This window comes from Shewanella sp. UCD-FRSSP16_17 (assembly GCF_001675935.1).
Taxonomy (GTDB): domain Bacteria; phylum Pseudomonadota; class Gammaproteobacteria; order Enterobacterales; family Shewanellaceae; genus Shewanella; species Shewanella japonica.
In genome coordinates, this window is record NZ_LZFV01000001.1 from 75,710 (window position 1) to 101,527 (window position 25,818).

The following is a 25,818-nucleotide window of genomic DNA, read 5'->3' on the forward strand; positions in this document are numbered from 1 at the left end:
TTTTAAGGGATTAAGCGATGAAACTAAAATTAGGATTGTATCAAGCTTTACTAGCCTCAGTATTGTTGATAAATACGGGCTGTAAAACCATTAATGCCGTGGTACCTGCTTATACCGATATCACGTTTAGTGCGAGCGCAGATATTAACCCTGATATCAATAAGCGTCCGTCGCCTGTGGTAGTAAAAATATTCGAACTTTCTTCCCGTACCATCTTTGATAATCAGGATTTTTTCACTCTTTACGAGTCTGCTGAATCGGTATTAGGACCTGACTTAATTCGAAAAGATGAGCTTGAATTGCAACCTTCTGAAATTCACGAGTATCCAATGAGCTTAGGTCAAAACACACGATACGTAGGGGTGATTGTGGCTTATCGCGATATCGATGCTTCTCGCTGGCGCTCAGTTGTTGAGGTTGACCCTACTGGATATGACAGTGTCACAGTCAATATAGAAAAAATAGCAGTTTATAACTCTGAGCAGTAAAGATTTTATTTAAATTGAAATAACGGATATTTCAACAACGATAACAAGTATTGGAAATAATAAGGAAGTTATGAGCGATTTTAGCCCAATAGCATGGACTGAAGGGATGTTTTTACGCCCTCAGCATATGCAACAACAAGAACGTTTTTTACAGTATCAGCAAACTCAAATAGCGAATAAAGCTAACCCATTTGCATGGGGAGTGACCCAATACGAAATTAATTATAGCTTGTTGCCACTAGGTCAGTTTGGTTTAGATAGAATTGAGTGTGTATTTCAAGATCAAACCTTAGTATTAATGCCTGAGCAAAGTCCGCTTCCTAATGCGTTATCGATACCAGCAGGGACAATCGATCAACTGATTTATTTAGTGCTTCCTGTAGCGAAAAGTAACGGCCTTAATATTTCGTCATCTGAACAAAATCAAATCACTCGCTACTTGTACGAAGATCATAATATTGTTGATACCAGTGTGGGTTCTGATGCAATGGAAGTGTTGCAAGTCGCAAAATTTGATTGCCGCTTAAAGCTGCAAAGTGAAGACCGTTCAGGCTATGTATCTATCGCCATCGCTCGAGTTATTGATGTTTCTGAAGAAGGGGCAATTAGGCTTGATAAAAAGTTTATTCCAGCTTGTACCGGCATAGAGCATATTAAAGCCTTGCTTAATGTCACTTCAGAAGTGACGGGAATGATAAACCAACGTGCAGAAGCTATTGCTGGCAGATTGAGTCAAGCTCAAGGATCTTCAAGCTCAATTGCTGACTTTTTAATGCTACAACTATTGAATAAATACCAACCTTTATTTGAGCATTATAGCGTCATCAATCATATCCATCCTGAAGTGTTATTTAGAACTCTAGTGAGTTTTGCAGGTGAGCTATCGACGTTTAGCAGCCAAGATAAAAGACCACCGAAATTGCCTACTTATCAGCATGATAATTTGACCTATGTATTCGGTAATATCATGGTCATTGTTAACCACGGATTAAGCACTGTCCTTGAGCAAACAGCAACAGAATTGGTACTCGAAAAAACCAAATTTGGCGTGTACTTCTCAACCATTGCCGATAAGAGTTTACTTGATAGCGCAGAGTTCATCTTAGCGGTGAAAGCGAATGTACCAAATGATGATTTACGTCAGCGTTTGCCGTCACAAATTAAAATTGGCTCGGTAGAAACGATTCGAGAACTGGTAAATAACCAGCTGGCCGGTATCGGAATCACGAACCTACCTGTTGCCCCGCGACAAGTGCCATATCATGCTGGCTATCATTATTTCCAATTAGATAAGAACAATAGCCATTGGATCAAACTTAAATCCAGTGGTGGTGTTGCGATGCATATTTCTGGCGCTTATCCGGATTTACAACTTGAGCTTTGGGCTGTAAGCGTTTAACAACCACAATATTAAGGATAATTTTTGTGAACGATAAAACCATTGTTAAACCACGTCCAGGGAAAGGCGCGGGGATGGCAATCCAAAAACCTAAAGTTAGTGATGATAATCAGAAAACATTAATACAAGAACAAAGCGTTGATAACAGAACGCAAAGTGCTGTATTAAGCTTGGCACAAAATCCGATTGTTGATTATGCAGGCACGTTACTATCTATTTGTACTCAATTACGCACGAGTACTCAGCATGATGACGTAAATACCTTACGTGTGCATTGTGTTGAGTTGATTAAACATTATGAACAACAACTTCGTAATGCTGATATTGCTGCCGAAGACATAAAGTCAGCGCGCTATTGCTTGTGCTGTTTTATTGATGAAGTGGTTTTGAATACAGCATGGGGCGGCCAAAGTTACTGGGCTTCTGAGAGTTTACTGTCGACTTTTCATAATGAAACACTCGGGGGTGAATATTTTTATACGCTACTTGATGCGTCTTTATTACAACCTGCTGAGAAATGTAACTTACTGGAATTGATGTATTTATGTTTAACGCTTGGTTTTGTCGGGAAAATGCGTATTGAGCCTCAAGGCGACCAGAAACTGGAAGCGTTAAGAGAGCGAACTTACCTTGCTATCCAATCTTGTAAAGGCGACTTCCATCGGGAGTTATCACCTGACTGGCGAAATAATATTGTGCCAAATTTATCATTTCAACAGCCTTTCCCTTTATGGGTGATTGGTGCGTTGTTTGGGGTGATTATTTTATTCGTCTACATGGGATTTAACTACAGTATTAATAGCTATTCGTCACAGGCATATAAGCAATTAACATCTATCGTACCATGGGAAAAAACCGTTGCTGCACAGCAACAATTAAGCCGTGAAGAAGCCCTTTTACTACAGCAGTTATTGCAGACAGAAATTAGTATGCAACTACTTGAAGTAGAGCAATTAAGTGACAGAGTTCGGATCAGAATTGGTGCTGGTGAATTATTCGCATCGGGTAACACTCAGCCAAGATCAGATTTTGAAGCGATTTTAGCTAAGATCGCTAGGACACTTGAAGGAACCAAAGGGAAAATCTTGATCACTGGCCATACTGATGACGAACCGATTTTTACGTCTAAATACCCATCAAATTGGCATCTCTCACTTGCTAGAGCCACATCGATTGGCAATGTGTTAGCGCATAACGCGTCATTGAGTGGTCGGTTATGGCCTGAAGGAAGGGGAGAGTCTGAGCCTCGTTTTGCTAATGATAGCGAGCTTAATCGTGCTTTAAATCGTCGAATTGAAATTGACTTATTGTTTTAGAGTGACAAAAGGAATTGTATAAATGTCTTTAAAATCAGTCGGCAAGGGAATTGTCGAAACACTTAAATCTAAATGGGTTATTACCATTTTAGGCTTTGTGTGTTTAGCACTACTTATTTGGTTTGGTGGCCCATTAGTCGCTATTGCAGGTTATGAGCCATTAGCGTCTGCAGCAGTTCGTGTCATTGTACTTTTGGTCATTGTCATGGTCTGGGGTGGCGTTCATTTTTCACGACAAATTAAAAGTAAAAAACAAAGTGAAGAAATGGCTGATAGCTTGATTAATGGTGAAGAAGGCGCTGCGGTTAACGGAGACGAGCTAGTAAAAAGTGAGATAACGCTGCTGCAAAACAAAATGACCCAAGCGTTAGATATTTTAAAGCAAACTAAATTAACCAAAAACAAAAGTATTTATGAGCTTCCTTGGTACATCATGATTGGGCCACCAGGAAGTGGTAAAACGACTGCAATTCAGCATTCAGGATTGGAATACCCGTTAAAAGATAAAATGGGTGTCGACATGATTGAAGGTGTTGGCGGTACACGTCATTGTGATTGGTGGTTTACTAACAAAGCGGTACTTATTGATACCGCAGGACGCTATACCACCCAAGATAGTCATGTTAAACAAGACTCACGTGCATGGCAGGGCTTTTTGGGGTTATTGAAGAAATACCGACCAGTAAGGCCAATCAATGGCGTCATTATTAGCATGGGAATGTCGGAGTTACTTAATCAAACTAAAACTGAACGTAATCTACACGCACGAGCGATTAAGCAGCGTTTGCAGGAATTACAAAACCAGTTAGGCATGACATTTCCTGTTTATGTGTTGTTATCTAAATCTGATTTAGTTGCAGGATTTAACGAATTTTTTGATGATTTAACCAAAGAAGATTGCGAACAAATTTGGGGCGTGACTTTTCCATTAAATACCGAAGATGATGAAACTGACATCGTTAGTACTTTCAATAAAGAGTTTCATCATTTGTTATTGAACTTAAATGCTCGCTTAAATAGTCGCCTTAAAAATGAGCGTGATCTTGAGCGCCGAGCAGTAATTTATGAGTTCCCAAAACAACTACGATTACTTCAAAGTTCGGCAGATGATTTCTTAAAGGAAATATTTGCTCCGAATGCTTACGAAGAAGCCCCTCTTTTGCGTGGCGTATACTTAACCAGTGCGACCCAAGAAGGCACGCCGATTGACCATCTTTCAACTCACTTATCCAGCGGTATTAAAAGTAAAACTAAAAGCAATAATAGTAATAAGCAGCGTAGTTACTTTATTAAACGACTTTTGGAAGATGTCATTTTTCCTGAGAAGAATTTAGCCTCTACAAACCGCAAACATACTAACCAAAACAGAATGCTGCGTAAGGTTTCGGTGGGTGCAGCCGCAGTGGTCACTTTATTTACGAGTTATATTTGGTGGCAAAGTTATGATTGGAACCATGAGCTTATCGATAATACTTTTACTGAACTTGCTCAGTATGAGGATATTACTCATGGTGGTCTGAATGCGAACACTGATGTCATCACCTTAACTAAAGGTTTGACACTGATTCGTGATTTACCTGTGGGGTTTGGATCAGAAAAACCTGAGGATGCACAAACGTTTGGTTTGTACCAAGGGGATAAGTTAAAGCAACCTGCTTCAGCTGCATATGAGCGAGCATTAGAAGCGCATTTATTGCCGTTTATGTTAGATGTGTTAAGCGAAGAAATGGATGCTAACGGTCAGCACCTTAATTATTTATATGAAACCTTAAAAACATATCTCATGTTGTATCTACCGGAGCATTTTGATGAAAGCAATATCAAAATTTGGTTCTCTGCTTATATTGATCGCAACATTACTGGGAATGTTAATGCCGAAATCAGAGAGCAGCTAAACCAACATATTGAGACACTTTTAACGTTAGGGATCCGTGGAAATCAATACGATGACATGGTTGTTGATGGCGCTCGAGCTAATTTAACTATGTTGCCGCTGGTGGAGCGAGCTTATCAGAGATTGAAGAGCGACTTCTCTCAAAGCAGTATTCCTGATTTTAAACTAGTGGATATTCTTAGTTTAGACAGTCTTGATGGCTTAACATTTATGAGTGGTAGACCGTTTAATGACGGTATTCCAGGCTTGTATACTTTTAATGGGTTCCACGGAATTTTCAATATTGAAAAAACCAAAATTATTAAAAACCTGACTGCTGACAGCTGGGTATATGGAGATGACTTAGCTAATTTAGATGAGCAGGCTAAAAAACGTCTAACAGCTGAATTAGAGCGTAAGTATATTCGTGACTATATATTTTATTGGGAAGACTTTTTAAGTGATATTTCTGTAAAACCATACTCAAGTCTTGAAGTGGCTGAGCGTGTGACAGCGGCGTTATCAAGTCCTGATCAACCCATAAAAACCATCATTGCCGCGGCGCAAAAAAATGTGCAGCTAACCAAACTTCCTATGGAGTCTAATAATTTAAAGGCTGCATCTGAAGTGGCTGCCAATGTCACTGATGTTGCCTTTCGTTCTAAAAAAGCGCAGTTAAATCGGTTGCTACCTGATACCGCAATTGAGTTAAATGTCGACTTGCCTGGTAAAGAAGTGGAAGTTGCCTTTAGTGAGTTGATTAAAATTAACTTAGTAGAAGTCGATCAAATTCAAACTACTCTGCGCGCATTGAATCGAAATTACAGCAAGTTACTTCTTCAATCGGATGGCAGAGTTGTGAACCAGGCTGTAGAAGAAAACTTTGCTCAGATGGGAATGACATTGTCAGAGCAATTGATGGATTTACCATACCCAGTCAAAAATTGGTTAAATGATGTTGCTTATCAAACTAGATCATTTGCTAAAACTAACCAAAGTCAGCGATTTAATGGCATTTGGCGCTCAGAGGTCTTAGCTGAGTTTAATCGTGCGATATCAGGTCGTTACCCGTTCAACCGTCGTGCAAAAGAAGATGTGAGACTAAAAGACTTTAGCAAGTTCTTTGGCTATGGCGGCACCTTAGATCAGTTTTGGGACCAATATCTGGCAGCGCATGTTGATACCAGTAAAAAGCCATGGCGCTTTAAACGTAACATTGGTATTAGCTATGACGTGTTAGAAATGTACCAACGAGCTGAAATCATTAAAGAGGCATTCTTTGAACCGGGAACTAAATTCCCCAAAATTAACTTCTCTCTTGAGCCACAACTACTGGACAGTAGTGTCAGCCTATTCTTATTAGAATTGGATGAACAACAACTTAAATACCGCCATGGACCAACACGTAAAGAGTTATTTTTCTGGCCAGGTCGAGGCGCCAATAATGAAACTCGCATTGCGTTTTCACCGCCTAATGGTGGCCGTTCAATCAATAAGAAGTACGAAGGAGAATGGTCATTCTTCCGCTTACTCGATGAGTTGAGTAAAAAACGTCCGCAAACAAAGAAAGACGGCAAGTTAATGATCAACCTCAGTGGATATAACGCTGAATTGAAACTGATTGCTAACAGCGTAAACAATCCATTTTGGATGGCTAATATGGAGACTTTCTCATGTCCGTCGAATCTTTAATGCGATTAGGTTATTGCGGTAAAGTCCCCTCAAAGGGTGACTTTTTACAAGAAAATCTAGATATAGACTTTTTTAAAAACTGGAATGAGTGGTTACAAGCAGTCATTGCAGTGAGTAAAGAGCAAAGCGGCAATGAATGGCTGGATTATTATCTCACAAGCCCTGTTTGGCATTTTTCTTTGTCAGCTGGAGTATGCTGCGAGCAAGCAGTAGTGGGGACACTTATTCCGAGCGTGGATAATGTTGGGCGTCATTATCCTTTTACTTTAGCAGGCTTTCATCAGCAAGCTGCGGTATGTGGTTGGCATGAAAACGAATGGTCGACACAATTTGAAGCACAGATTTTGCAGGTACTTGAAGATGATATCAATCTTGAGACTTGGTTGAATGATGTCTCTGGGCAACAGTACACGATTCCGGTTGCTGCTCTGTGTTCATCTCAAAGTGAATCTAGTGACATTACAAAAAAAGCTTGGGTTATTCAGGGAAGTAATGCTCCTAATATATTGTCACTACTTGATCAGCAATACCGTAAACAGTTTGAACGATACAGTATTTGGTGGACAGAAGGTTCATCAGAGGTTGAAGCATGCATGATTATCACAGAAGGGCTGCCTCAAATTAGCCAGTTTGTCTCTATGTTAAGCGGGCAATGGATACAAAGAGGTTGGAATACAGCCGCCTTAGTGAAGGAGCAAAATACGTGCACTTAAGTCAAGCTTTAACCCACAGAGGCACAGTACGAGAAATTAATGAAGACGCTATGTTAGAACTTCCGCATATCGGTGTATGGGTTGTTGCTGATGGGATGGGAGGTCATGCTGCTGGTGATGTGGCGAGCCAATTAGTTATCGACAATATTCAACAGGCTGTTGATGGATTATCTCCTGAGCTAATCAGTGTTGATATTTTAAAGCTCGCATTACAAAACAGTAATACCCAGCTTCAGCAAATGAGCCAAACTGATTTTGAAGGTAAAGTCGCCGGTAGTACAGTTGTAGTGTTGTGGTTATATCAAGGCGATTATCACCTGCTTTGGGTCGGCGACAGTAGGATTTATCTGTTAAGACAACAGAAAATGACAATGATTACCAAAGATCACAGTCAAGTGAATGACATGGTTGATGAAGGTTTGTTGGCCGCTGAAGATGCAGAGTCACATCCATTAGCAAATGTAATCACACGTGCTGTGGGAGTCGATAGTCAATTAGATATTGATTATCGGACGGGTAAAGTGGTTGAAGGCGATACGTTTTTACTTTGTAGTGATGGCCTAAATAAAGAACTTAGTGACACTGAAATCGAAGCCACAATTAACTCTGGTAATATTATTGATTCTGGACTGGCCTTATTACATGCATCGTTAGTTCGAAATGCGCGTGATAATGTCACTTGTATTTTAGTAAAAAACACTCAAGTTACGTCGGGTTTATCTTCAAAAGACATAAGTGAGTCAAATGATGACTTTGATAAAACCATTCCTGTATTTATTTAAAGAATAAATCGGAAGTTTTCTTGTTGATGAATTAACAAAAGTGTAAATGTTACATGGTAATTATTATATTAATAGTTAATAAGTATGTTATTTAAAATAAATCTATACTTAATGATTATTGCGTATTAGATGTTTTTTACATTATAAAGTATTAACTAATATGTGATCTGATATATAACATCAAAAAGTATTATTTTTAGTATTAATTTTAAATATACACTATTAAGTATTAGTGTTTTATTAGTTTTGTGTAGAAGCACAATTTGTTATCGAATATTGATAATAATATATTCAAGGATTGAATAAAGTTGAGCCAATTAAATAATCTATCGATTGAAGAATTAATTGAACCTATTACAGATGAAGCTGTAACGGGAGAAGATCCGCGTTCTGATATCAGTCCAACATCTACCTATTACTTACTTAAAGATGTAAGAAGCACAGCACGGGCGAATGAACGAAAAGCGTTAATAGACGAAGAAGATGTGCTTTCTGTTGCTATTGAGTGGCGCCCAATCTTTGAGCAAGTGCCAGATATCACTAGAGATAAAGCCAAAGATCTCGAGTACATCGCTTGGTTTATTGAAGCTGCATGCCGTTTACATGGATTTAAGGGATTAAGTTTTGGTTTTACCTTGGCCGCTGAATTAATTGAGCGCTATTGGGAAAACTTATATCCAATACCTGACCCAGACGATCTTGAAGAACGAATTGCGCCATTAATTGGTTTAAACGGTGTTGAAAGCGAAGGTTCATTAATTCAACCAATCAAAACCATTCCCATCACAGAAGGGGCCTTCGCCTATTCAACTTGGCAATATGAGCAAGCATTAGAGGTCGATAGGCTAGATAGCGACAAACAAGAAAAACGTTTCGATGCGGGTGCTATATCACTTGAAGAAGTTGAGTTAAGTATTAAGGAAACATCAGATAGCTTTTTTATTGAACTTGATGCTGATGTCAATGCTGCAATCGCTGCATTTTCAAGGTTGTCGGAAGTCATGGATACTGCGATGGGAGGTTTACCACAACCGACTAGCTATATTCGAAAAGCATTAGAAGCCTGTGCGCTTCAAATTCATACGATAACCGAACCTATTTTAGCTAAGAGCCAAACGTCTTCAATATCTACGGAAGTTGAAGTAGAAACTGATGACGAACTAACGGTGCAAAGTAGCTCGACTGGGATTGAGCAACAGCTAAATTCTCGCGCTCAAGCTATTGATAATTTGGAGAAAATCGCAGAATTTTTTAAGAATACTGAGCCACATTCACCGATGTCCTATGCCATAGAGCAAGTCATTAGGTGGAGTGATCTGAGTTTACCTGAGTTGTTACAAGAATTAATCCAAGATGGAGAAGCGAGGAATGGCTTCTTTAAATTATCTGGAATAAAAACTGAAGAATAATCTGTAATCGATTACTCACAATTTTATTGAAAGGAGTTCAAATGAGTGTACATGATAGATTAAAGCGAGTGAGAAAACCCCGCGTCCACATTACCTATGATGTAGAAACAGAAGGCACAGTTGTAAAAAAAGAGCTGCCTTTTGTGATTGGTATTACAGGTGACTTTACCGGCCATAACACTGAAGATTTAAAACCATTAAAAGACCGTCGTTTTGTACAAATCGACCGTGATAACTTTAATGACGTGCTAAAGCGCATGAGCCCTAAGTTAAATATTTCTGTGAAAAATACGTTAGCTGACGATGATTCTGAAATGAATGTCGATTTAGAGTTCAAAAGCATGGAAGACTTTGAACCTGCAGCGATCGTCAATCAAGTTGAGCCTTTGAAAAAGTTAATGGAAACACGTAACAAATTGCGTGATCTGATGACTAAAGTAGACCGCTCAGAGAATCTTGAGAATATTTTAGAAGACGTATTAAACAATACCACTAGCTTAGACAAACTAGCCGGTGAACTAAATCTTAAAGGAGCTGAATGATGAGCACGGATGCCGCTACATTAGAGCCTGTAAACGAAGAAACACTGAGTGTGTCGATTCTTGACCAAGCGATAGATGCTACGAAACAAACTGATTCAACACGTGCTGAAGAGCTTATTCGCTCTTTGACTGAAGAAGCGTTGAAAGGGACAGTTCAGTGGGATAAAAACTTAACTGTGACGTTTAACAAAGCGATTGATAGTTTGGATGAAGTTATTTCGAAACAGCTTGCAGCGATTATGCATAATGATGAGCTGCAAAAATTAGAAGGAAGCTGGCGTGGTCTTCATCACACAGTTAAGAACTCTGAAACCAACGCGACATTAAAAATCCGTGTAATGAGCTTATCTAAAAAAGAGCTTCATAAGGATTTAAGTAAGGCTGTTGAGTTTGATCAAAGCCAAATGTTCAAGAAAATATATGAGTCTGAGTTCGGAACGCCAGGTGGCGAACCTTATGGTTGTTTAGTCGGCGATTATGAATTTACTAATCATCCATCAGATATTGAAACCTTATCTTTAATGTCTAATGTGGCTGCTGCTGGCTTCTGCCCATTTATTTCTGCTTCTGGTTCATCGTTATTTGGATTTGATGACTGGACAGAATTAAGTAAACCACGTGATCTTGAAAAAGTATTCGAATCATTAGAGTACACACAGTGGCGTTCATTCCGTGACAGTGATGATTCACGCTTTGTGACCTTGACTATGCCACGAGTACTTGCGCGTTTACCTTACGGTAGTGCAACTAAACCAGTAGAAGAGTTCTGTTACGAAGAGTTTGAAATGGATGCGGCAAGTGGCCGTTCTAAAGTTGCAGCTCATGATGATTATTGCTGGATGAACGCAGCATATGTTATGGCAACCAATATGGGTCAAGCATTTAGCCAGTATGGTTTCTGTACTGCGATTCGTGGTGCAGAAGGTGGGGGTAAAGTTGAAGGTCTACCTGCTCATGTCTTTACCAGTGATGATGGCGACCCAGACTTAATGTGTCCAACTGAAATCGGTATTACAGACCGCCGAGAAGCAGAGTTAAGTAAACTTGGTTTCTTACCATTATGTCATTACAAGCATACTGATTATGCCGTATTTTTTGGTGCACAAACCTGTCAAAAACCACAAATCTTTTCTAGTCACGATGCAACGGCTAATGCTGCAATTTCATCTCGACTACCTTACTTAATGGCAACGTCTCGCTTTGCACATTACTTAAAAGTAATGGCTCGTGACAAGATTGGTAGCTTTATGGAAGCCGATGACGTTGAAGCATGGTTAAACCGTTGGATCCTTTCTTTTGTCAATGCATCAGAAGGTGGCGGACAAGATATTCGTGCCAAATATCCATTAGCTGACGCAAAAGTGGAAGTGAAGGAAATCCCAGGTCAACCGGGCTCTTATAATGCTGTAGCTTGGTTACGTCCTTGGTTGCAAATGGAAGAGTTAACTGCATCACTACGTCTAGTGGCGAAAATTCCTAAAGTAGGATAATCACTGACAGTGACCCTCATTTGTTTTCAAGGATAGAAACAAACGATGACGCAAGAAACCATTTCATTTGTTACAAGTGAAATTTTCAATGATGACGCAGGCTTTAAACAGCCTGTGTCTTCAACACCACAAAAGCTGAAAAATAAACATCTTGTTGAACGATTCCTTCGTGAATCAGACTCAACACGATCGTTATTATTGTGGCTTGAAAACTCGCGTCATTCTTTAACTCAGTTTGACAAGCACTCAGTGCTACCTCTTTTATTAAAAGCGGTAGATCTTATCGATAAGCAGCTCGAACAACAAATCAATAGCATTATTCACAACACAGCTTTTCAGTCATTAGAGGCGAGTTGGCGTGGCGTGTTTTATCTTGTAGAGCAGCAAGAGTTACATGATAAAGATCAGAAAGTTAAAGTAAAAATTCTCGATTGTTGTTGGCAGACGTTATCTAAAGATATCAATCGGGCTATTGAATTTGACCAAAGCGAATTTTTCAAACTCATTTATAACAATGAATATGACATGTCTGGTGGCGAACCCTTTGGCACGCTCATTGGTGATTATCAACTTAGCCATAAATCTAGGCCAGGTGTTGCGACTAATGATATAGATGTACTAAAAGACATATCTCGCACCGCTGCAGCAGCTTTTGCTCCTTTCATTACATCGGCATGCCCAACATTATTTGGTGTTGATGACTTCTCTGATTTGTCGGCTCACATGAATATTGAAAAAATATTCGAGCAAACTGAATATGTAAAGTGGAACTCACTTCGTGAAATGGATGATTCGAGGTTTATTGGACTCACCATGCCGCACATACTGATGCGATCGCCATATTTAATTGACGGGACGCGCAGTGAAGGCTTCAAGTTTAAAGAATCAATAAAGCACCCAAAGACTGATCATTTATGGGGAAATGCCGCTTACGCCTTTGGTGGCGTATTAATCCGCTCATTTAGTGATTCAGGCTGGTTTGGCCATATTCGAGGCTTAGAGCCTGGTAGTCGTAAAAAAGGGCTAGTGTGTGACTTAGCTGTTAGCCAGTATGAAACTGACTTATACCGCAAGCGTAAGAAACCGTCAGTGGATTTACTTGTCAGTGATAGAGCTGAAAAGTCATTTTCTGACCAAGGTTTTATTCCATTATCTCCCGTTTCAGGCTGCGAACACTTAGTGTTTTACAGCAATGCATCAGCCCAGAAACCCATAAAGTACGAACGTTTGGAAGACACCATCAATGCCAAACTATCAACCATGCTTCAATATACGCTTTGCGTATCTCGGTTTGCACATTACATCAAAGTGATAGGTCGAGAAAAAATCGGTTCATTGAGCTCTGCAGAGGCTTGTGAGCGAGATATACAACTATGGCTTCATAATTACACGACTGCATCCGATGTGTCTTCTGACGATGTTAGAAGCAAATATCCCTTAAGAAATGCCCAAGTACAAGTGAAGGAAATGCGCGGAAAACCAGGGCATTTTTACTCAATTATTCAATTACAACCCCATTTTCAATTAGATCAGATGGTTTCTAGCATTAAGTTAGTGACTGAGCTGACCTCAAGGAATTAATTAAAAGGTATCACATGAAAAAAATACAACAGATGCTGCAAAGTGGTCAGCTACAAGAGTCAATTAAATATGTAGAAGCTCAGTTAAGAGAAGACCCAATGAATGTTGATTTAAAAAGTGCATTCATTGAACTGCTTTGCATTAACGGTGAACTTGAGCGTGCTGACAAGCAGCTTAATCTTCTTGTGCAAAAACATCCTGATTTCTTAATCGGTGCTTCAAACTTACGTCAATTAATTCGTGCAGAGCAAAGTAGACAGGATTATATGCAAGGCAACTCAGTACCTAAACTGTTCGCTGACTCTGATGATCACGTTGAAGCGCTAATGAAGTTACGTTTAGCGTTAACTGATGCCCAAAAAGGCAATGATACTGCCAATGAAGTGGCTCAGTGTAGTCAAGGATTAGAAGCTCAACGCCCTCAAGTGAGTTTGTTATTAGACGATCAAGTTAATGAAGAGATAAGAGATTTGGATGACACCTTAGGTGGCTTTATAGAAATCTTCGGAACTGATGGCTATTACTATTTAGCGCAACTTTCAGAAATTGAATATATCAATTTCCAACCGGTTTCATCATTGGTTGAAACCGTCTGGAGACGTGTTGATCTAGCGATTAAAAACGGCCCAAGTGGCGAAGCACATATCCCACTTGTTTACGGTAATAGCGAAACCGATGCGCAAAAATTAGGTCGTGAAACGGATTGGCAAGAAGTCGCCACAGACGTTATGACAGGTAAAGGATTAAAAATGTGGTTTGCAGATGACAATGCACTGCCTTTGAATCAAGTGACTAAAATCCACACTCCCGTTTTACAGTAGGAAGTCATTTTGAGCCAAAACCAGCAACCTATTATGGCATCAGTACTTGATCGTTTAATCGATGATGCGCCAGATGAGCAAGATGTCAAAGATAGCCATAGAGGCCTTAATTTACGTCAGTTAAGAACCAATGTTCGTCGTGATTTAGAAAATCTGCTTAATGCAAAGTTACAGTGGCAAACTTGGCCAGAACATTTAAGCGAACTGGATCATTCTTTAATGAACTATGGTTTACGTGATTTTTCTTCTATGCCTGTTGCAAGCCTCGATGGGCGCCAACTTCTGTGTAAACAGGTTGCTGACACGATTAAACGGTTTGAGCCTCGATTTCTTGAAGTCATGGTTGAAACGGTAGATAACGAGCAACCATTAGATCGGGTATTAAGGTTAAAGATTAATGCACTTTTATATGCGGATCCTGAACCTGAATTTATTACATTTGACTCAGAAGTTGAACCAGTTCATCTGGCGATGATTGTGAATGAGGGGGCGTTGTGAACCAAGAATTATTAGAATATTACAACCGAGAGTTAGCATTTATTAGGCATATGGGCTCGGAGTTTGCGGAGCAATACCCAAAGGTCGCTGGTCGATTAAGGTTAAGTGATGAACATGTCGAAGATCCACATGTGTCACGACTTATCGAAGCTTTTTCGCTACTAACAGCGCAAGTAAGGCAGAAGTTAGATGACAGTTTCCCTGAATTGACAGAAGCGTTATTAGGTCAATTGTATCCTGATTATCAAGCACCAATTCCTTCAATGTCAGTGATAAAAGTCACCACAGAAAACTTGTCGACAACAGGAGTACAGTTACCTAAAAATACTAAGGTTGATACTCAAGTTGATGGTATGAAGCCATGTCATTTTCAAACATGTTACGACATGAAACTGTGGCCAATTGAAGTGCAAAAAGTGCAATTTCAAAATGCTCCATTCAATGCGCCAGAACCTCAATGGCCAGAACGGGCTAAAGCCATTATCAAACTGGATATAGCATGTGAGTTTGAAGAAATTAGCATGCCGAGTTTAGGTGTTAACAGACTGAGATTTTTCTTGAATGGTCAGGACCATCAAACTTTCCAGTTATACCAATTACTGTTTCAACATAGCTTAGGCTTTGCCTTAGTGAATGAAGACCAAACTGTGTGTCATTTCTTAACTCAGCGGCATTTAAAGTCGGTGGGATTTGAAGATGATCAGCAAGTCATACCATACAGCCAACGCAGTAGCGCTGGATACCGTATGTTACTTGAAAACTTCATTTTTCCTGAAAAGTTTTTATTTTTTGATATTGATGATATTGAAGGAAAGTGGCAAGGGATCAACGATAAGTTTTCGCTTTATATCTATTTAAAAGAAGGCTCGCAAGACCTTGAAAAACAAGTTACAGCGAATCACTTTTTGCTCGGGTGTACTCCAGTCATAAATTTATTTGAGCAAAAACTTGAGCCTGTCAGTATCGATGCATCTCAATATGAATATAAACTGGCAGCGCGTTATGCCGATGCAGAAGTTGCAGAGATAATCGGTGTTAAACAAGTTATTGCCTATGATCCTAAAGATAATCAAGTTGAGGTTACACCGTTTTACGGTGAATCCCACCCACAGTATTTAGGCCATGACAACTTATTTTGGCACTTAAGGCGAGAGTCATCGAGTTGGTCTGGAGGGTATGCAGAGCAAGGGACTGAATCCTATTTATCGCTGGTGGATCATAATTTTAAAGGCTTTAAAGCCGAAGAAGATTATGGCGCTTGGATACTGAGTATTAATGCTTTATGCAGTAACAGAAATCTACCCGCTCACCTGCCATTTGGCACCGATGAACCTAAAATGTTTGTGCCAGAACGTGCTGATATTATCAAACACGTCAAATGCCTTTTAGCACCAACTATGCCGGTGAGAGCTGCATTAAGCGATGCTTCTCGTTGGCAATTGGTCAGCCATTTATCTATAGACAGTTTTAGTGGCCCTGATGCGCTGACGCATTTAAAAGAAACGTTAAAACTGTATGACTTCAAATGCTCACCAGAGAATAAAAACTTGATTGAAAACATCTATCAAGTATCAGTGTCCCCCGATACTGCTCGGGTCAATCAAAATGGACGAATCAGTTTTTGCAGTGGTAGCCATATTGAAATTACGTTCATCAAAGATCATTACTCAGGTAGTGGCGTGTTCTTTTTTTGCAGCATTTTAGACCATTTCTTTGCCCAGTTTTCTGTTGTAAATAGTTTTACGCGTTTAAGCATGAGGTTTAAAGATCAAGATGCCATCACGCATACGTGGCCAGCTCGATCTGGAAATAGGCCATTACTATGACAATGAGCGCAGAAGTAGACTTTGATGAGTTAATCAATCAGTCGGCGAACATGAGTGCACCTGCAAAACAGTTACAAGCGATTGCTGATTCACCGACAGAGCATGACTTTTATCAGGCTGTATATCAATTTCAGCAGCAATTACTTCAAGGAAAAGAGCAAGGTCACAAAGTAGGCCATGATGCCATTCCATCAGAAGAGTTATTGCGGTTTAAGTCTGATCAACATTTGGGTTTTCCTGGGCAAGCAATCAGTAAAGTGAATTTAACCCAAGCAAGTGCTGCTAAAAAAATTGCTGCAGAAATGCATGTCTCCTTTATGGGGTTAACTGGCCCAAGTGGTGTGCTACCTCAACATTATACAGAGCTATTACTTGAACGATTGCGCTTAAAAGACACAGGTATGCGGGATTTTTATGATTTATTTAATCACCGCATCATCTCGTTATTTTATCGAGCATGGGAAAAGTATCGATTCTCTGTTAACTATCAACCGCTTCAAGATAGTTCGCCAGATAGTGTGTCAGCTTTCAATAATCAAAAAGACAGTTTTACGCATGTGCTCAGCCTGCTTAGCGGTAAAAAGTCGTTGAACTGTTACTACGGTGGTTTTTTGAATAGAAAAACGCCGAGTGCTGAATCACTTAGAATCATGCTGAAAGACTTTACTGGTTGTGAAGTCGAAATAGCGTCATTTCAAGGTCGTTGGCAGCAGCTTTCAGCCAATGAACAAACCAAGTTACCTTCCAGAGCAATGCCAGAAGGTCAGTACGCGCGTTTAGGTGTAGATGCGAGTATTGGCAGTCGAGTTTGGGATATTAATTCCAGTATTAGTATTCAACTCACACCTAAAGACGGTCAAACCGTTAGTGCATTCATGCCTGGTGAGAAGTGTTATCAGCCGTTAAAAGATCTCGTATCAAGCTATTTAGGCCAAACGGCGAAATTTAAAATTTATCTCGATGTAAAACAACAAGATGCTCCAAAAGCTCAGCTTTCAAAAGCGGCCGTGCCGTTAGGGTTAGGTTGTGGTTTATTAAGCCGAACCGAACATGGACAACAAACAAAACGCTTAATGATTTAATTAATAAAGGATTATCAATATGTCAGCGATGACTTTAAGTAAGTTAGTAGGGAAACTTAATCCAACATGTCGCCAGTCTTTAGAGTCTGCGGCCAGTGTGTGTCACAGCCGAAGTCAATTTACGGTAGAAATTGAACATTGGTTACTTGCGCTGTTAGAGGCTGAGTCAGGTGATTTAGATATCATTATGGCCAGTTTTTCAATCCAAAAAGACCAATTAATTCATGAAGTAAGGCAAGGCCTAGAGAAATTTAAAACAGGTAATAGCGCAGCGCCAAGTTTATCGCCGCATATTGTTAGTCTACTGAGACAAACTTGGTTAAATACCAGTATTGAATTTAATGATAATGAAATCAGAACTGCTTATTTGATTTTCACATTATTGACCGATGACTCGTTAAACTCGTTAGTTTCTCGTTCAGCGAAACAGCTGTTCAAAATCGATTCAGCGCAATTAAAGCATGCATGGCCACAACTTGAGAGACAATCTACTGAGCATAAAGTATCAAGTAGTGATATTGAAGAGACTCAGGCAATGGAAAATGCACCCAGTAAAACACCGAGTTTAGATCAGTTTACCCAAAATTTAACGCAGCAAGCTGAAGCAGGAAAAATTGATCCTATTCTAGGTAGAGATAACGAAATTCGTCAAATGATCGATATTTTAACCCGTCGTCGCCAAAATAACCCAATTTTAACTGGTGAAGCTGGTGTGGGTAAGACAGCGGTAGTTGAAGGGCTAGCGTTAAAAATAGCCCAAAAAGAAGTGCCATTAGCGTTACAAAATGTCCGTATTCATACTTTGGATTTAGCCCTGCTACAGGCCGGAGCGGGTGTTAAAGGTGAATTTGAAAATCGCTTAAAAGCACTGATTAACGAGGTTAAAAACTCGGTTAAACCCATAATTCTATTTATCGATGAAGCGCATACCATGATCGGTAGTGGAGGGCAGGCAGGCCAAAATGATGCTGCAAATCTTTTAAAACCAGCATTAGCTCGTGGTGAACTTCGTACAATTGCTGCTACAACATGGGCTGAATATAAGAAGTTTTTTGAAAAAGATGCAGCGTTAACTCGACGTTTTCAGGTGGTTAAAATTGAAGAGCCTGAACCAGAACAGGCTATTGCAATGATGCGAGGTTTGCTACCTGTTATGGAAAGTCACCATAAGATCTTAGTGTCAGATCAGGCGCTTTGTGCAGCTGTTAATTTATCACATCGTTACATTACCGGCAGGCAGCTACCAGATAAGGCGGTAAGTTTGCTGGACACGGCATGTGCGCGCGTTGCAATGAGTCAGGCTTCAACACCAGGCAGTGTTGAATCATTACAAAGACAAATTCAGCAACTTGAGACGCAAATTGATATTTTAACCCGTGAGCAGAAAACGGGTACCGATCATAAGAAAGTCATTAGCGAGTTAAATAAAGAGCAAAAAACGTTAGAGAAAGCACTTAAGCCTTTAATGAAGCAATGGGAAACCGAACTTAAAACAGTGGAAACCATTGCAGAATTAGTGACCAAAATCCAAAAGGGAGAGGAAGATTCTGTTCAGTTAGTTGCCGAACTCACGACGCTAAAACAACAATTAGCAAGCAACAAACAACCTATGGTGCATTGGCAAGTTGATGAGCAACTGGTTGCAGAAGTGATTTCTGACTGGACCGGGATCCCTGCTGGTAAAATGCAGGATGATGAAATTACCAATGTGCTCAATCTAAAGGACATTATGGCTAAACGAGTTATTGGTCAGGATCATGCCTTAGACTTGATTGCTAAAACAGTGCAAACGTCGCGAGCGCAGTTAGGTGATGAGAAACGCCCAATAGGGGTGTTCTTATTGACGGGCCCAAGTGGTGTAGGTAAAACAGAAACGGCATTAACTTTGGCAGAGCATGTTTATGGTAGTGAAGATAACGTGACTGTGATCAACATGTCTGAATTTAAAGAAGAACATAAAGTTTCTTTACTATTAGGTTCACCTCCTGGTTATGTGGGTTATGGCGAAGGTGGCGTGCTAACAGAGGCTGTTCGTCGTAAGCCTTATAGCGTTATTTTATTGGATGAAATGGAAAAAGCGCACCCTGGTGTACAGGATATTTTCTATCAAGTATTCGATAAAGGCATGATTAAAGATGGTGAAGGGCGAGACATTGATTTTAAAAATACAATTATCATCATGACTTCTAATGCTGGGACAGATACAACGATGTCTTTATTTGAAGATGAGCAAACGGCGCCTTCAATCAATGGTTTAAGAAAGGCTTTACAAGATGACTTGCTGACTTACTTTAAACCCGCATTTTTAGGACGAACCAATGTGGTTCCATATATTCCATTAACTCAAGACATGTTGAGTGAAATTACTAAATTACAGTTAGCGAGAGTTGGTCATCGTCTTGCGGGTCATTATCAGGCGAAATTTAGTTTTACCGATGACGTTGTAAGTAAGATCGTTTCGATGTGCCAAGATGCAGGTTCTGGAGCCAGAAATGTTCACAATATTTTACAAAACTCAATGTTACCTGAACTCTCAGTACAAATATTACAGAATATGGCGACCAATAAAAAAATAAATAATGTCAAAGTTAATGTAAGTAAGGAAGAATTTACCTATAAAGTATAAATTTAATTTTTTTAAAGTAAGAGATGACTTACAAAATATAATTATTAGGTATTAGTTAGCCAGTGTTAATAATAACAAATGATAAGGGTTTATATAAATCTTTATTGTGGCAGGTTCTTATAGGTGTCTGAATTAATATCTTTTAATTATTTTTGTAAATTATTAACTCTTGTTTTGTAAGGTCGATTGATTTAAAAAAAACCTTTGTTATAATCTTTTGGCTTTAAAAATATATATCTACTTTTATCAATGAATAATACTTTTGGGTGTTATTTGTTAGTAAGTGCATTTTTAATAAATTGAAATATTAAGTTTGTTATTAAACTTATATAAAACTGTCCATTAATGGATGACAATCACGCAAAAGGAGCATTAATAATGCAAGCGAACACGTATTTAGATTATGAAGGTATTAAAGGCGAAACTACTGCTGAAGAATTCAAAGACATGATTACTGTGTTATCAGTAGACTGGAATGTTAGCCGTGAAATTACTTCTTTTACTGGTACTGCAAAAGACCGTGAAGCGAGCTCTACACGTTTAGGTGATGTAACTATCACTAAATTACAAGATAATGCCTCTACTGATCTTTTCAAAGAAGCAACTATCGGTAAAGGTAAAAAAGCTATTTTCCATGTGACCAAGCAAGGTGACAAAATTGAAGAAATCATGCAAATCGAATTAACTGATGCAATGATCTCTAGCTACAGTGTTTCAGTTCATGGCGATCGTCCAGTAGAAACTATCACTATCAGTTACACTGAAATGATGATGGCAGTAACGCCTACTGATGATAAAAACAACATTACTGCAGCGCTACGTTACGGCTACAGCGGTGTTAAAGGTCAACAAATGTAATCCATTTGCGATCTTAATCTTGAGGGAACGTCAGTTTCCTCAAGATCTTAATTCTTAATGACTGAGGCAAGGAATGCTAAAGGCGACTCAAAAAAATAATATAATCAGTATCAGCACCCCATTAGGTAAAGACACGCTATACCTAACGCATCTTACTGCCACAGAAGCCATTTCTCAGTTATTTTCTATCAATGTGTCCATGTTTACCGTTGGGACACAAATTAGTTTAGATAGCCTTGTGGGCAAAAATGTTTGCATCACTTTGCGCAACGCAGAAAGTGATGGAGCTGCTCGATATTTTCATGGTGTAGTCAGTCACTTAGAATCCGCTGGCATGCGAACGGCTGCTTCAGATGTATCCCAAGATTATATTGATTATCAAGCTGTTATCGTGCCTAGAATGGCATTGATGAAAAAGCGCAGTAACTGCAGAATTTTTCAAAACATGTCAGTAATCGATATTATTAGTGACTTGTTTGGTCAACATAAAGTTGCCTTTCAAAATAAAACCACGCGCACATACCCCAAATACGAATATTGTGTTCAGTACCTTGAATCTGATTTAGATTTTGTATGCCGTTTATTACAGCAAGAAGGTATTTTCTTCTTTTTTGAACACAGCGTGAGTGCACATACCTTAGTACTTGCCGATGATATTACAGCTTATAAACCTTGTGCAGAAGAGAAAGTACGTTGTTTTTCTGGTCATTTAGCAGAGTCACACGTTGCTCATTGGCAAGGCGGTATGAGTATGGTGAGTGGCGGCTTTATGCAAAAGGGTTATGATTACGAACAACCCAAATTATATCCGTCAGGCAGCCATGCCAATGCCAGTTTACCTGATCAAAGTACACTTGAAGTTTACGACTACCTTGGCGAATCAGAGTTAAATAAACGTGCTCAGCCATTTGCTAATAATCAACTAGAAGCATTACAAAAAGACATGAATAAATGCAGTGGTCAAGGCGACTGCCGCAGCTTTAGTGTAGGTAAATTTTTTAGTTTTAAGGATCACGAAAACAGCAGTTATAAAGGTAAGAGTTTTCTCATTACTGCCCTCAGGACATCTGCAACACAGCCTAACCAATCTGGCGCTGGTCAATCCGCTTCAATTGGTGTTTATCAAAATGATTTTGAATGTGTGCCTAAATCAACTCCGTATCGGCCAACACTTCAAATCAATAAACCGCTTATCAATGGAGTGCAAACAGCTGTCGTTACTGGAGAATCTGGTGATGAACAGCATATTGATAAATTTGGCCGAGTTAAGGTGCAATTTCATTGGGATAGAGATGGTGAATTTAATAGTAAAAGCTCATGCTGGATCCGAGTTGCCCAAAGCTGGGCTGGTAATAAATGGGGCGCTTTCTTCTTCCCAAGAGTAGGTCAAGAAGTTTTAGTTGAGTTTATTAATGGCGATCCTGATCAACCAATAATCAGTGGCGCAGTTTATAACGCGGATCTAATGCCACCCTATGCTTTACCGGCTAAAAAAACGCAGTCAGGGATTAAATCGCATAGCACTAAAGAGGGCGGCGCAGATAATTTTAATGAATTACGCTTTGATGATGAAAAAGGTAAAGAGCTGCTATTTTTACAAGCAGAAAAAGACCATCAATTAAATGTTAAGAACGATCAGAAAGATACTATCGGCAATGATAGATTTTTAGATATTGTTAATAATGACAGTGGCAAAATTGGTAATGATAGAACCACTGAAGTGGTCAATAACGATACACTCAAAGTCGGTAAAGACCGTAGCGATGATATTGGCAGTAACGACACGCTCAAAGTGGGCAAAGCGCTTAATATCGAAGCAGGGAAAGAAGTCGTGATTAAAACGGGTAGTGCCTCGATTAAAATGAGCAGTGATGGCTCGATATCAATAGAAGGTACCAACATTCAAATTAAAGGTACTAATGTGAAATTAAACGGTACCAGTATTGCGTTGAAAGCAGCGCAAATTAAGTTGAATTAACAATGCAAATTTCAAGTTATCCTGGCGTTGGATTAATGGGTGCGTTTTGTCGTGGCCACGAGTTGATTTGCCAATTTGGTTATCGGTATTTGATTTGCAAACCCGTTGATAAACCTCAAGACCCACTATTGGATATACCTGATAAGACCTATGTAACTAGTACAACCTATGGTGAACAATTCTTAACTAATCGTCATATGTGGCGTAATCATCAGGATGTAATTAGCCATATTTACAACTATTTGATGAATGACGAGTATGCATCAGGAAGGGGTGAGCAAATAAAATTAATCAAAGAAATAGCGGTAGCCTTAATGCAACAAGACTTGCTCATTATACCGTTAGAAAGTGATTAATACCCTGCCGATAGCGCCAATGTAAGACTAACAATTCAAGGAAGATTTTATGGGAATGCCCGCAGCTACACTGACATCTATGCATGTATGCCCAAAAACTAACCCAGGCCCAGTCCCACATGTAGGCGGACCTGTCATTATGGGCTCAGGAAACGTGCTTATTGGTTCTATGCCAGCTGCTCGTAAAGGTGACAAGTTAATTTGTGTTGGCCCACCAGATACAATCAACGCAGGTTCAAGTTCGGTACTGATTAATGGAAAACCCGCAGCGAGACTCGGAGACAGTACTGCCCATGGAGGTAAGATTGTAGTAGGAAACCCTACTGTAATGATTGGATAGTATGAGCAAGGATTGCGTTGAATGAACTTGATTGAGAATTTTGAACTTCTCTTAGCACAACGACAAATATTAATGTCGTCGTTTCAGTGTGCCCCTAAAAATGTTGAAGATAACACCCGATCTTTATTAGTCACACTCAATATGATCCAGCAGCAAGCTCACGAAGAACATAATAGCGAAGCATTTCTCTGTGCTAATAGCGTCGTTGAAATAGTGACAGCGTTTGAAAATGATGTGTATTTCAGTACGGAAAATCAGTTGGTTGTTTTGCAACTACTGTTGCAAATTCATCTCAAACAAAGAACTCACGACCAAGCAAAAGTATTTGAATTATTATTAAATAACAATCAAATAGATTTAAATAAATACATCCCTAGTTTAGCACTAGTGGCTTGCCAGTTTGGTGTTGAAGGTTTGCAGTTTTCGATGGTTGGTAAAACGCCTGAGCAAATTAACCAATATATTTTGTTTTGTATCTACCGAGGTAAACGACTAAAAAGTATTGCAGGTATTGCCTCACTAAATCTTACGCCGTTGAATGCACTATATGCAGAAATGTTGTTGGAAGAAATTTCTGAGCCATTAGCGCTATATAGCCGTTTTGTTGAAAATGAATATTGCCATAGCCCTTTGTTTGAAATATTTGTGACCTCTCTAGATGAGCAGGTTTTAACTCAAATTTTCAATTTAATGAGTCGTGATGAAAACCTCAATGATAGAGTGATTCAGCTTATGGGTTTTTCAGGTTTTGGTAAATTTGTGCCATTTTTAGCAAAAGCAATGCAGCACCCCGCTAAGACATTAATTGCTTTTGATGCTTTAAGAACGCTTTTAGGCCCTGGACTTGACTCGTCAATTCCTTACCAAAGACAGTTTGAAGAAAACGCACAAAGACGGACTGAATTTCTACAATTTTATAGCGCTAAGTTACTTAATCGCTGGCAATTATATGCGCCAGATACACCTGGAGTTCGCCTACTCAATGGCGTGGAAGTTAGCCTAGAAACGGTCGATAAAATACTGCTTAAATCGAGCCCTGTTCATCAAAGAGTGGCTAAATTACATCAGCTTAGATTAACCGGTGAAGTGCGAACTTCGTCAATGACTATAAAGTTGGCCTCATGATTATTAATGTACAAGAATCAGAGTTAATCGTAGGTCAATGCGATAATCAAATGCAGTTGATTAATTTACCTTATACAGAAGGGCTCAATTTCAATCTGCAATTACCTAACGGAACTCAATTAGTCTCAGGTATGCGCAGTGATCTCAGTGCGAAATGTAAATTAACACGCATTATCGAACTGCTAAGTAAGCTGCCTATAACTGATGCCAGCGCATGGGCGCCATATCAACACAATCCTGTTTTTTGGTTGTTACCTAATTTAGCACCTGAAATGTTAACTCAGTGGGTAAACGCATTACATCAAGCTTTTCCTCATTGTTTTGAACACCCAAATGGGCGCATTTTTCCTATGGGGAGTGCATCTTTACCTATTGCGTTTGAGGCGGCTAAGACGATGGGAAGCCGTGTTGACTCGATTGTCTTTATCGCAGTGGATAGTTTGTATTTTGATATGCCTGAACTTTATCGAACTGGTCAATTGATTAATGCAGATATTGATGAAGGCATTAGGCCTTCTGAGGCCGCGATATTGACTAAGGTTCAAGTTTCCACTGCAGAAAAAACATCACTAGGGCTACATGTGACTGATGTATTTCAAGACGCTGCTACCCAGGTTCAATTAACACAATCAATTAAGCGTTTATTTACTCAGCTTACAGAGCAAGATGAACCAAGTTTACTAAAACAATTATATTTCCCCGGTGATAATCAAACCATCCAAGATAGCTGGCTTAATGCCTATGAGCAGCTCGCGGGAAAAATAGATCAAGATACCCAAATTACTCAAACTAATTATTACACTGGGAATATTGGCGCCGCAGCGGGATTATATAATTTATTACACGTATTTAATCGCTATAAAGAACAAGCTTTGTCAGGAGTAAGCGTTCAGTTAGAGGTTTCTGAGCAACGTTATCTTGGCCTGTTAAGGTATGAGTGGCTAGGTTGCAGCGGTGAAGCAAATGGCTAATCAGAATCAAATGCAGCCTGTATGGCTGACAACGCATTTAGCTGTTTTTAAC

Annotated in this window: 21 protein-coding genes; all 21 read left to right on the forward strand. The window is 39.4% G+C overall.

The features are described 5' to 3' along the window. Positions 1–17: 17 nt before the first annotated feature. The 21 genes from tssJ (at position 18) to A9267_RS00440 (ending at position 25,766) form a co-directional block, all read left to right on the forward strand. Positions 18–488: a type VI secretion system lipoprotein TssJ gene (gene tssJ / locus A9267_RS00340; protein WP_055023387.1), complete on the forward strand. Its 471-nt coding sequence runs from the start codon at positions 18–20 to the stop codon at positions 486–488. Between the two features lie 70 nt (positions 489–558). Further along, positions 559–1,887 carry a type VI secretion system baseplate subunit TssK gene (gene tssK, locus A9267_RS00345; RefSeq protein ID WP_055023386.1) on the forward strand — a complete coding sequence of 443 codons (1,329 nt, stop codon included), beginning with the start codon at positions 559–561 and terminating at the stop codon, positions 1,885–1,887. A gap of 26 nt (positions 1,888–1,913) precedes the next feature. Then, positions 1,914–3,203 carry a type VI secretion system protein TssL, long form gene (gene tssL / locus A9267_RS00350; RefSeq protein ID WP_082972145.1) on the forward strand — a complete coding sequence of 430 codons (1,290 nt, stop codon included), beginning with the start codon at positions 1,914–1,916 and terminating at the stop codon, positions 3,201–3,203. Positions 3,204–3,225: 22 nt separating this feature from the next. Beyond that, a complete protein-coding gene (tssM, locus tag A9267_RS00355) occupies positions 3,226–6,768 on the forward strand; it encodes a type VI secretion system membrane subunit TssM (RefSeq protein ID WP_065107827.1) in 3,543 nt (1,180 codons plus the stop codon). Further along, positions 6,750–7,481: a type VI secretion system-associated protein TagF gene (gene tagF, locus A9267_RS00360; RefSeq protein ID WP_065107828.1), complete on the forward strand. Its 732-nt coding sequence runs from the start codon at positions 6,750–6,752 to the stop codon at positions 7,479–7,481. Before tssM ends, tagF begins: the two co-directional genes overlap by 19 nt. Beyond that, a complete protein-coding gene (locus tag A9267_RS00365; RefSeq protein WP_080917474.1) occupies positions 7,472–8,263 on the forward strand; it encodes a PP2C family protein-serine/threonine phosphatase in 792 nt (263 codons plus the stop codon). The genes tagF and A9267_RS00365 overlap by 10 nt, the downstream gene beginning before the upstream one ends. A 308-nt stretch (positions 8,264–8,571) precedes the next feature. Then, complete coding sequence (gene tssA, locus A9267_RS00370; RefSeq protein ID WP_065107830.1) at positions 8,572–9,672, forward strand: type VI secretion system protein TssA; 1,101 nt, start codon at positions 8,572–8,574, stop codon at positions 9,670–9,672. Positions 9,673–9,713: 41 nt separating this feature from the next. Then, the gene (gene tssB / locus A9267_RS00375; RefSeq protein WP_055023380.1) at positions 9,714–10,214 is read left to right on the forward strand and encodes a type VI secretion system contractile sheath small subunit; all 501 of its coding nucleotides are present in this window, start codon (positions 9,714–9,716) and stop codon (positions 10,212–10,214) included. Continuing rightward, positions 10,214–11,704: a type VI secretion system contractile sheath large subunit gene (tssC, locus tag A9267_RS00380; protein WP_055023379.1), complete on the forward strand. Its 1,491-nt coding sequence runs from the start codon at positions 10,214–10,216 to the stop codon at positions 11,702–11,704. Before tssB ends, tssC (A9267_RS00380) begins: the two co-directional genes overlap by 1 nt. Positions 11,705–11,749: 45 nt before the next feature. Then, a complete protein-coding gene (tssC, locus tag A9267_RS00385; protein ID WP_065107831.1) occupies positions 11,750–13,285 on the forward strand; it encodes a type VI secretion system contractile sheath large subunit in 1,536 nt (511 codons plus the stop codon). A gap of 14 nt (positions 13,286–13,299) precedes the next feature. Next, a complete protein-coding gene (locus A9267_RS00390) occupies positions 13,300–14,106 on the forward strand; it encodes a type VI secretion system accessory protein TagJ (RefSeq protein ID WP_055023377.1) in 807 nt (268 codons plus the stop codon). A gap of 9 nt (positions 14,107–14,115) precedes the next feature. Then, complete coding sequence (gene tssE, locus A9267_RS00395; RefSeq protein ID WP_065107832.1) at positions 14,116–14,604, forward strand: type VI secretion system baseplate subunit TssE; 489 nt, start codon at positions 14,116–14,118, stop codon at positions 14,602–14,604. Beyond that, a complete protein-coding gene (tssF, locus tag A9267_RS00400) occupies positions 14,601–16,430 on the forward strand; it encodes a type VI secretion system baseplate subunit TssF (RefSeq protein ID WP_065107833.1) in 1,830 nt (609 codons plus the stop codon). Before tssE ends, tssF begins: the two co-directional genes overlap by 4 nt. After that, complete coding sequence (gene tssG, locus A9267_RS00405) at positions 16,427–17,512, forward strand: type VI secretion system baseplate subunit TssG (RefSeq protein ID WP_082972146.1); 1,086 nt, start codon at positions 16,427–16,429, stop codon at positions 17,510–17,512. Before tssF ends, tssG begins: the two co-directional genes overlap by 4 nt. 19 nt (positions 17,513–17,531) lie before the next feature. Next, the gene (tssH, locus tag A9267_RS00410; RefSeq protein ID WP_065107834.1) at positions 17,532–20,138 is read left to right on the forward strand and encodes a type VI secretion system ATPase TssH; all 2,607 of its coding nucleotides are present in this window, start codon (positions 17,532–17,534) and stop codon (positions 20,136–20,138) included. A 378-nt stretch (positions 20,139–20,516) separates the two neighbouring features. Further along, positions 20,517–20,996 carry an Hcp family type VI secretion system effector gene (locus A9267_RS00415; RefSeq protein WP_055023372.1) on the forward strand — a complete coding sequence of 160 codons (480 nt, stop codon included), beginning with the start codon at positions 20,517–20,519 and terminating at the stop codon, positions 20,994–20,996. A 73-nt stretch (positions 20,997–21,069) separates the two neighbouring features. Then, positions 21,070–22,974 carry a type VI secretion system Vgr family protein gene (locus tag A9267_RS00420; protein ID WP_065107835.1) on the forward strand — a complete coding sequence of 635 codons (1,905 nt, stop codon included), beginning with the start codon at positions 21,070–21,072 and terminating at the stop codon, positions 22,972–22,974. A gap of 2 nt (positions 22,975–22,976) precedes the next feature. Then, on the forward strand, positions 22,977–23,330 hold the full coding sequence (locus A9267_RS00425) for a hypothetical protein (protein WP_065107836.1): 354 nt from the start codon (positions 22,977–22,979) through the stop codon (positions 23,328–23,330). Positions 23,331–23,379: 49 nt separating this feature from the next. Continuing rightward, complete coding sequence (locus A9267_RS00430; protein ID WP_055023369.1) at positions 23,380–23,670, forward strand: PAAR domain-containing protein; 291 nt, start codon at positions 23,380–23,382, stop codon at positions 23,668–23,670. A 21-nt stretch (positions 23,671–23,691) separates the two neighbouring features. Then, positions 23,692–24,795, forward strand: coding sequence for a hypothetical protein (locus A9267_RS00435; protein ID WP_065107837.1), 1,104 nt, complete (start codon positions 23,692–23,694; stop codon positions 24,793–24,795). After that, complete coding sequence (locus A9267_RS00440; protein ID WP_065107838.1) at positions 24,792–25,766, forward strand: hypothetical protein; 975 nt, start codon at positions 24,792–24,794, stop codon at positions 25,764–25,766. Before A9267_RS00435 ends, A9267_RS00440 begins: the two co-directional genes overlap by 4 nt. Positions 25,767–25,818: the final 52 nt, after the last annotated feature.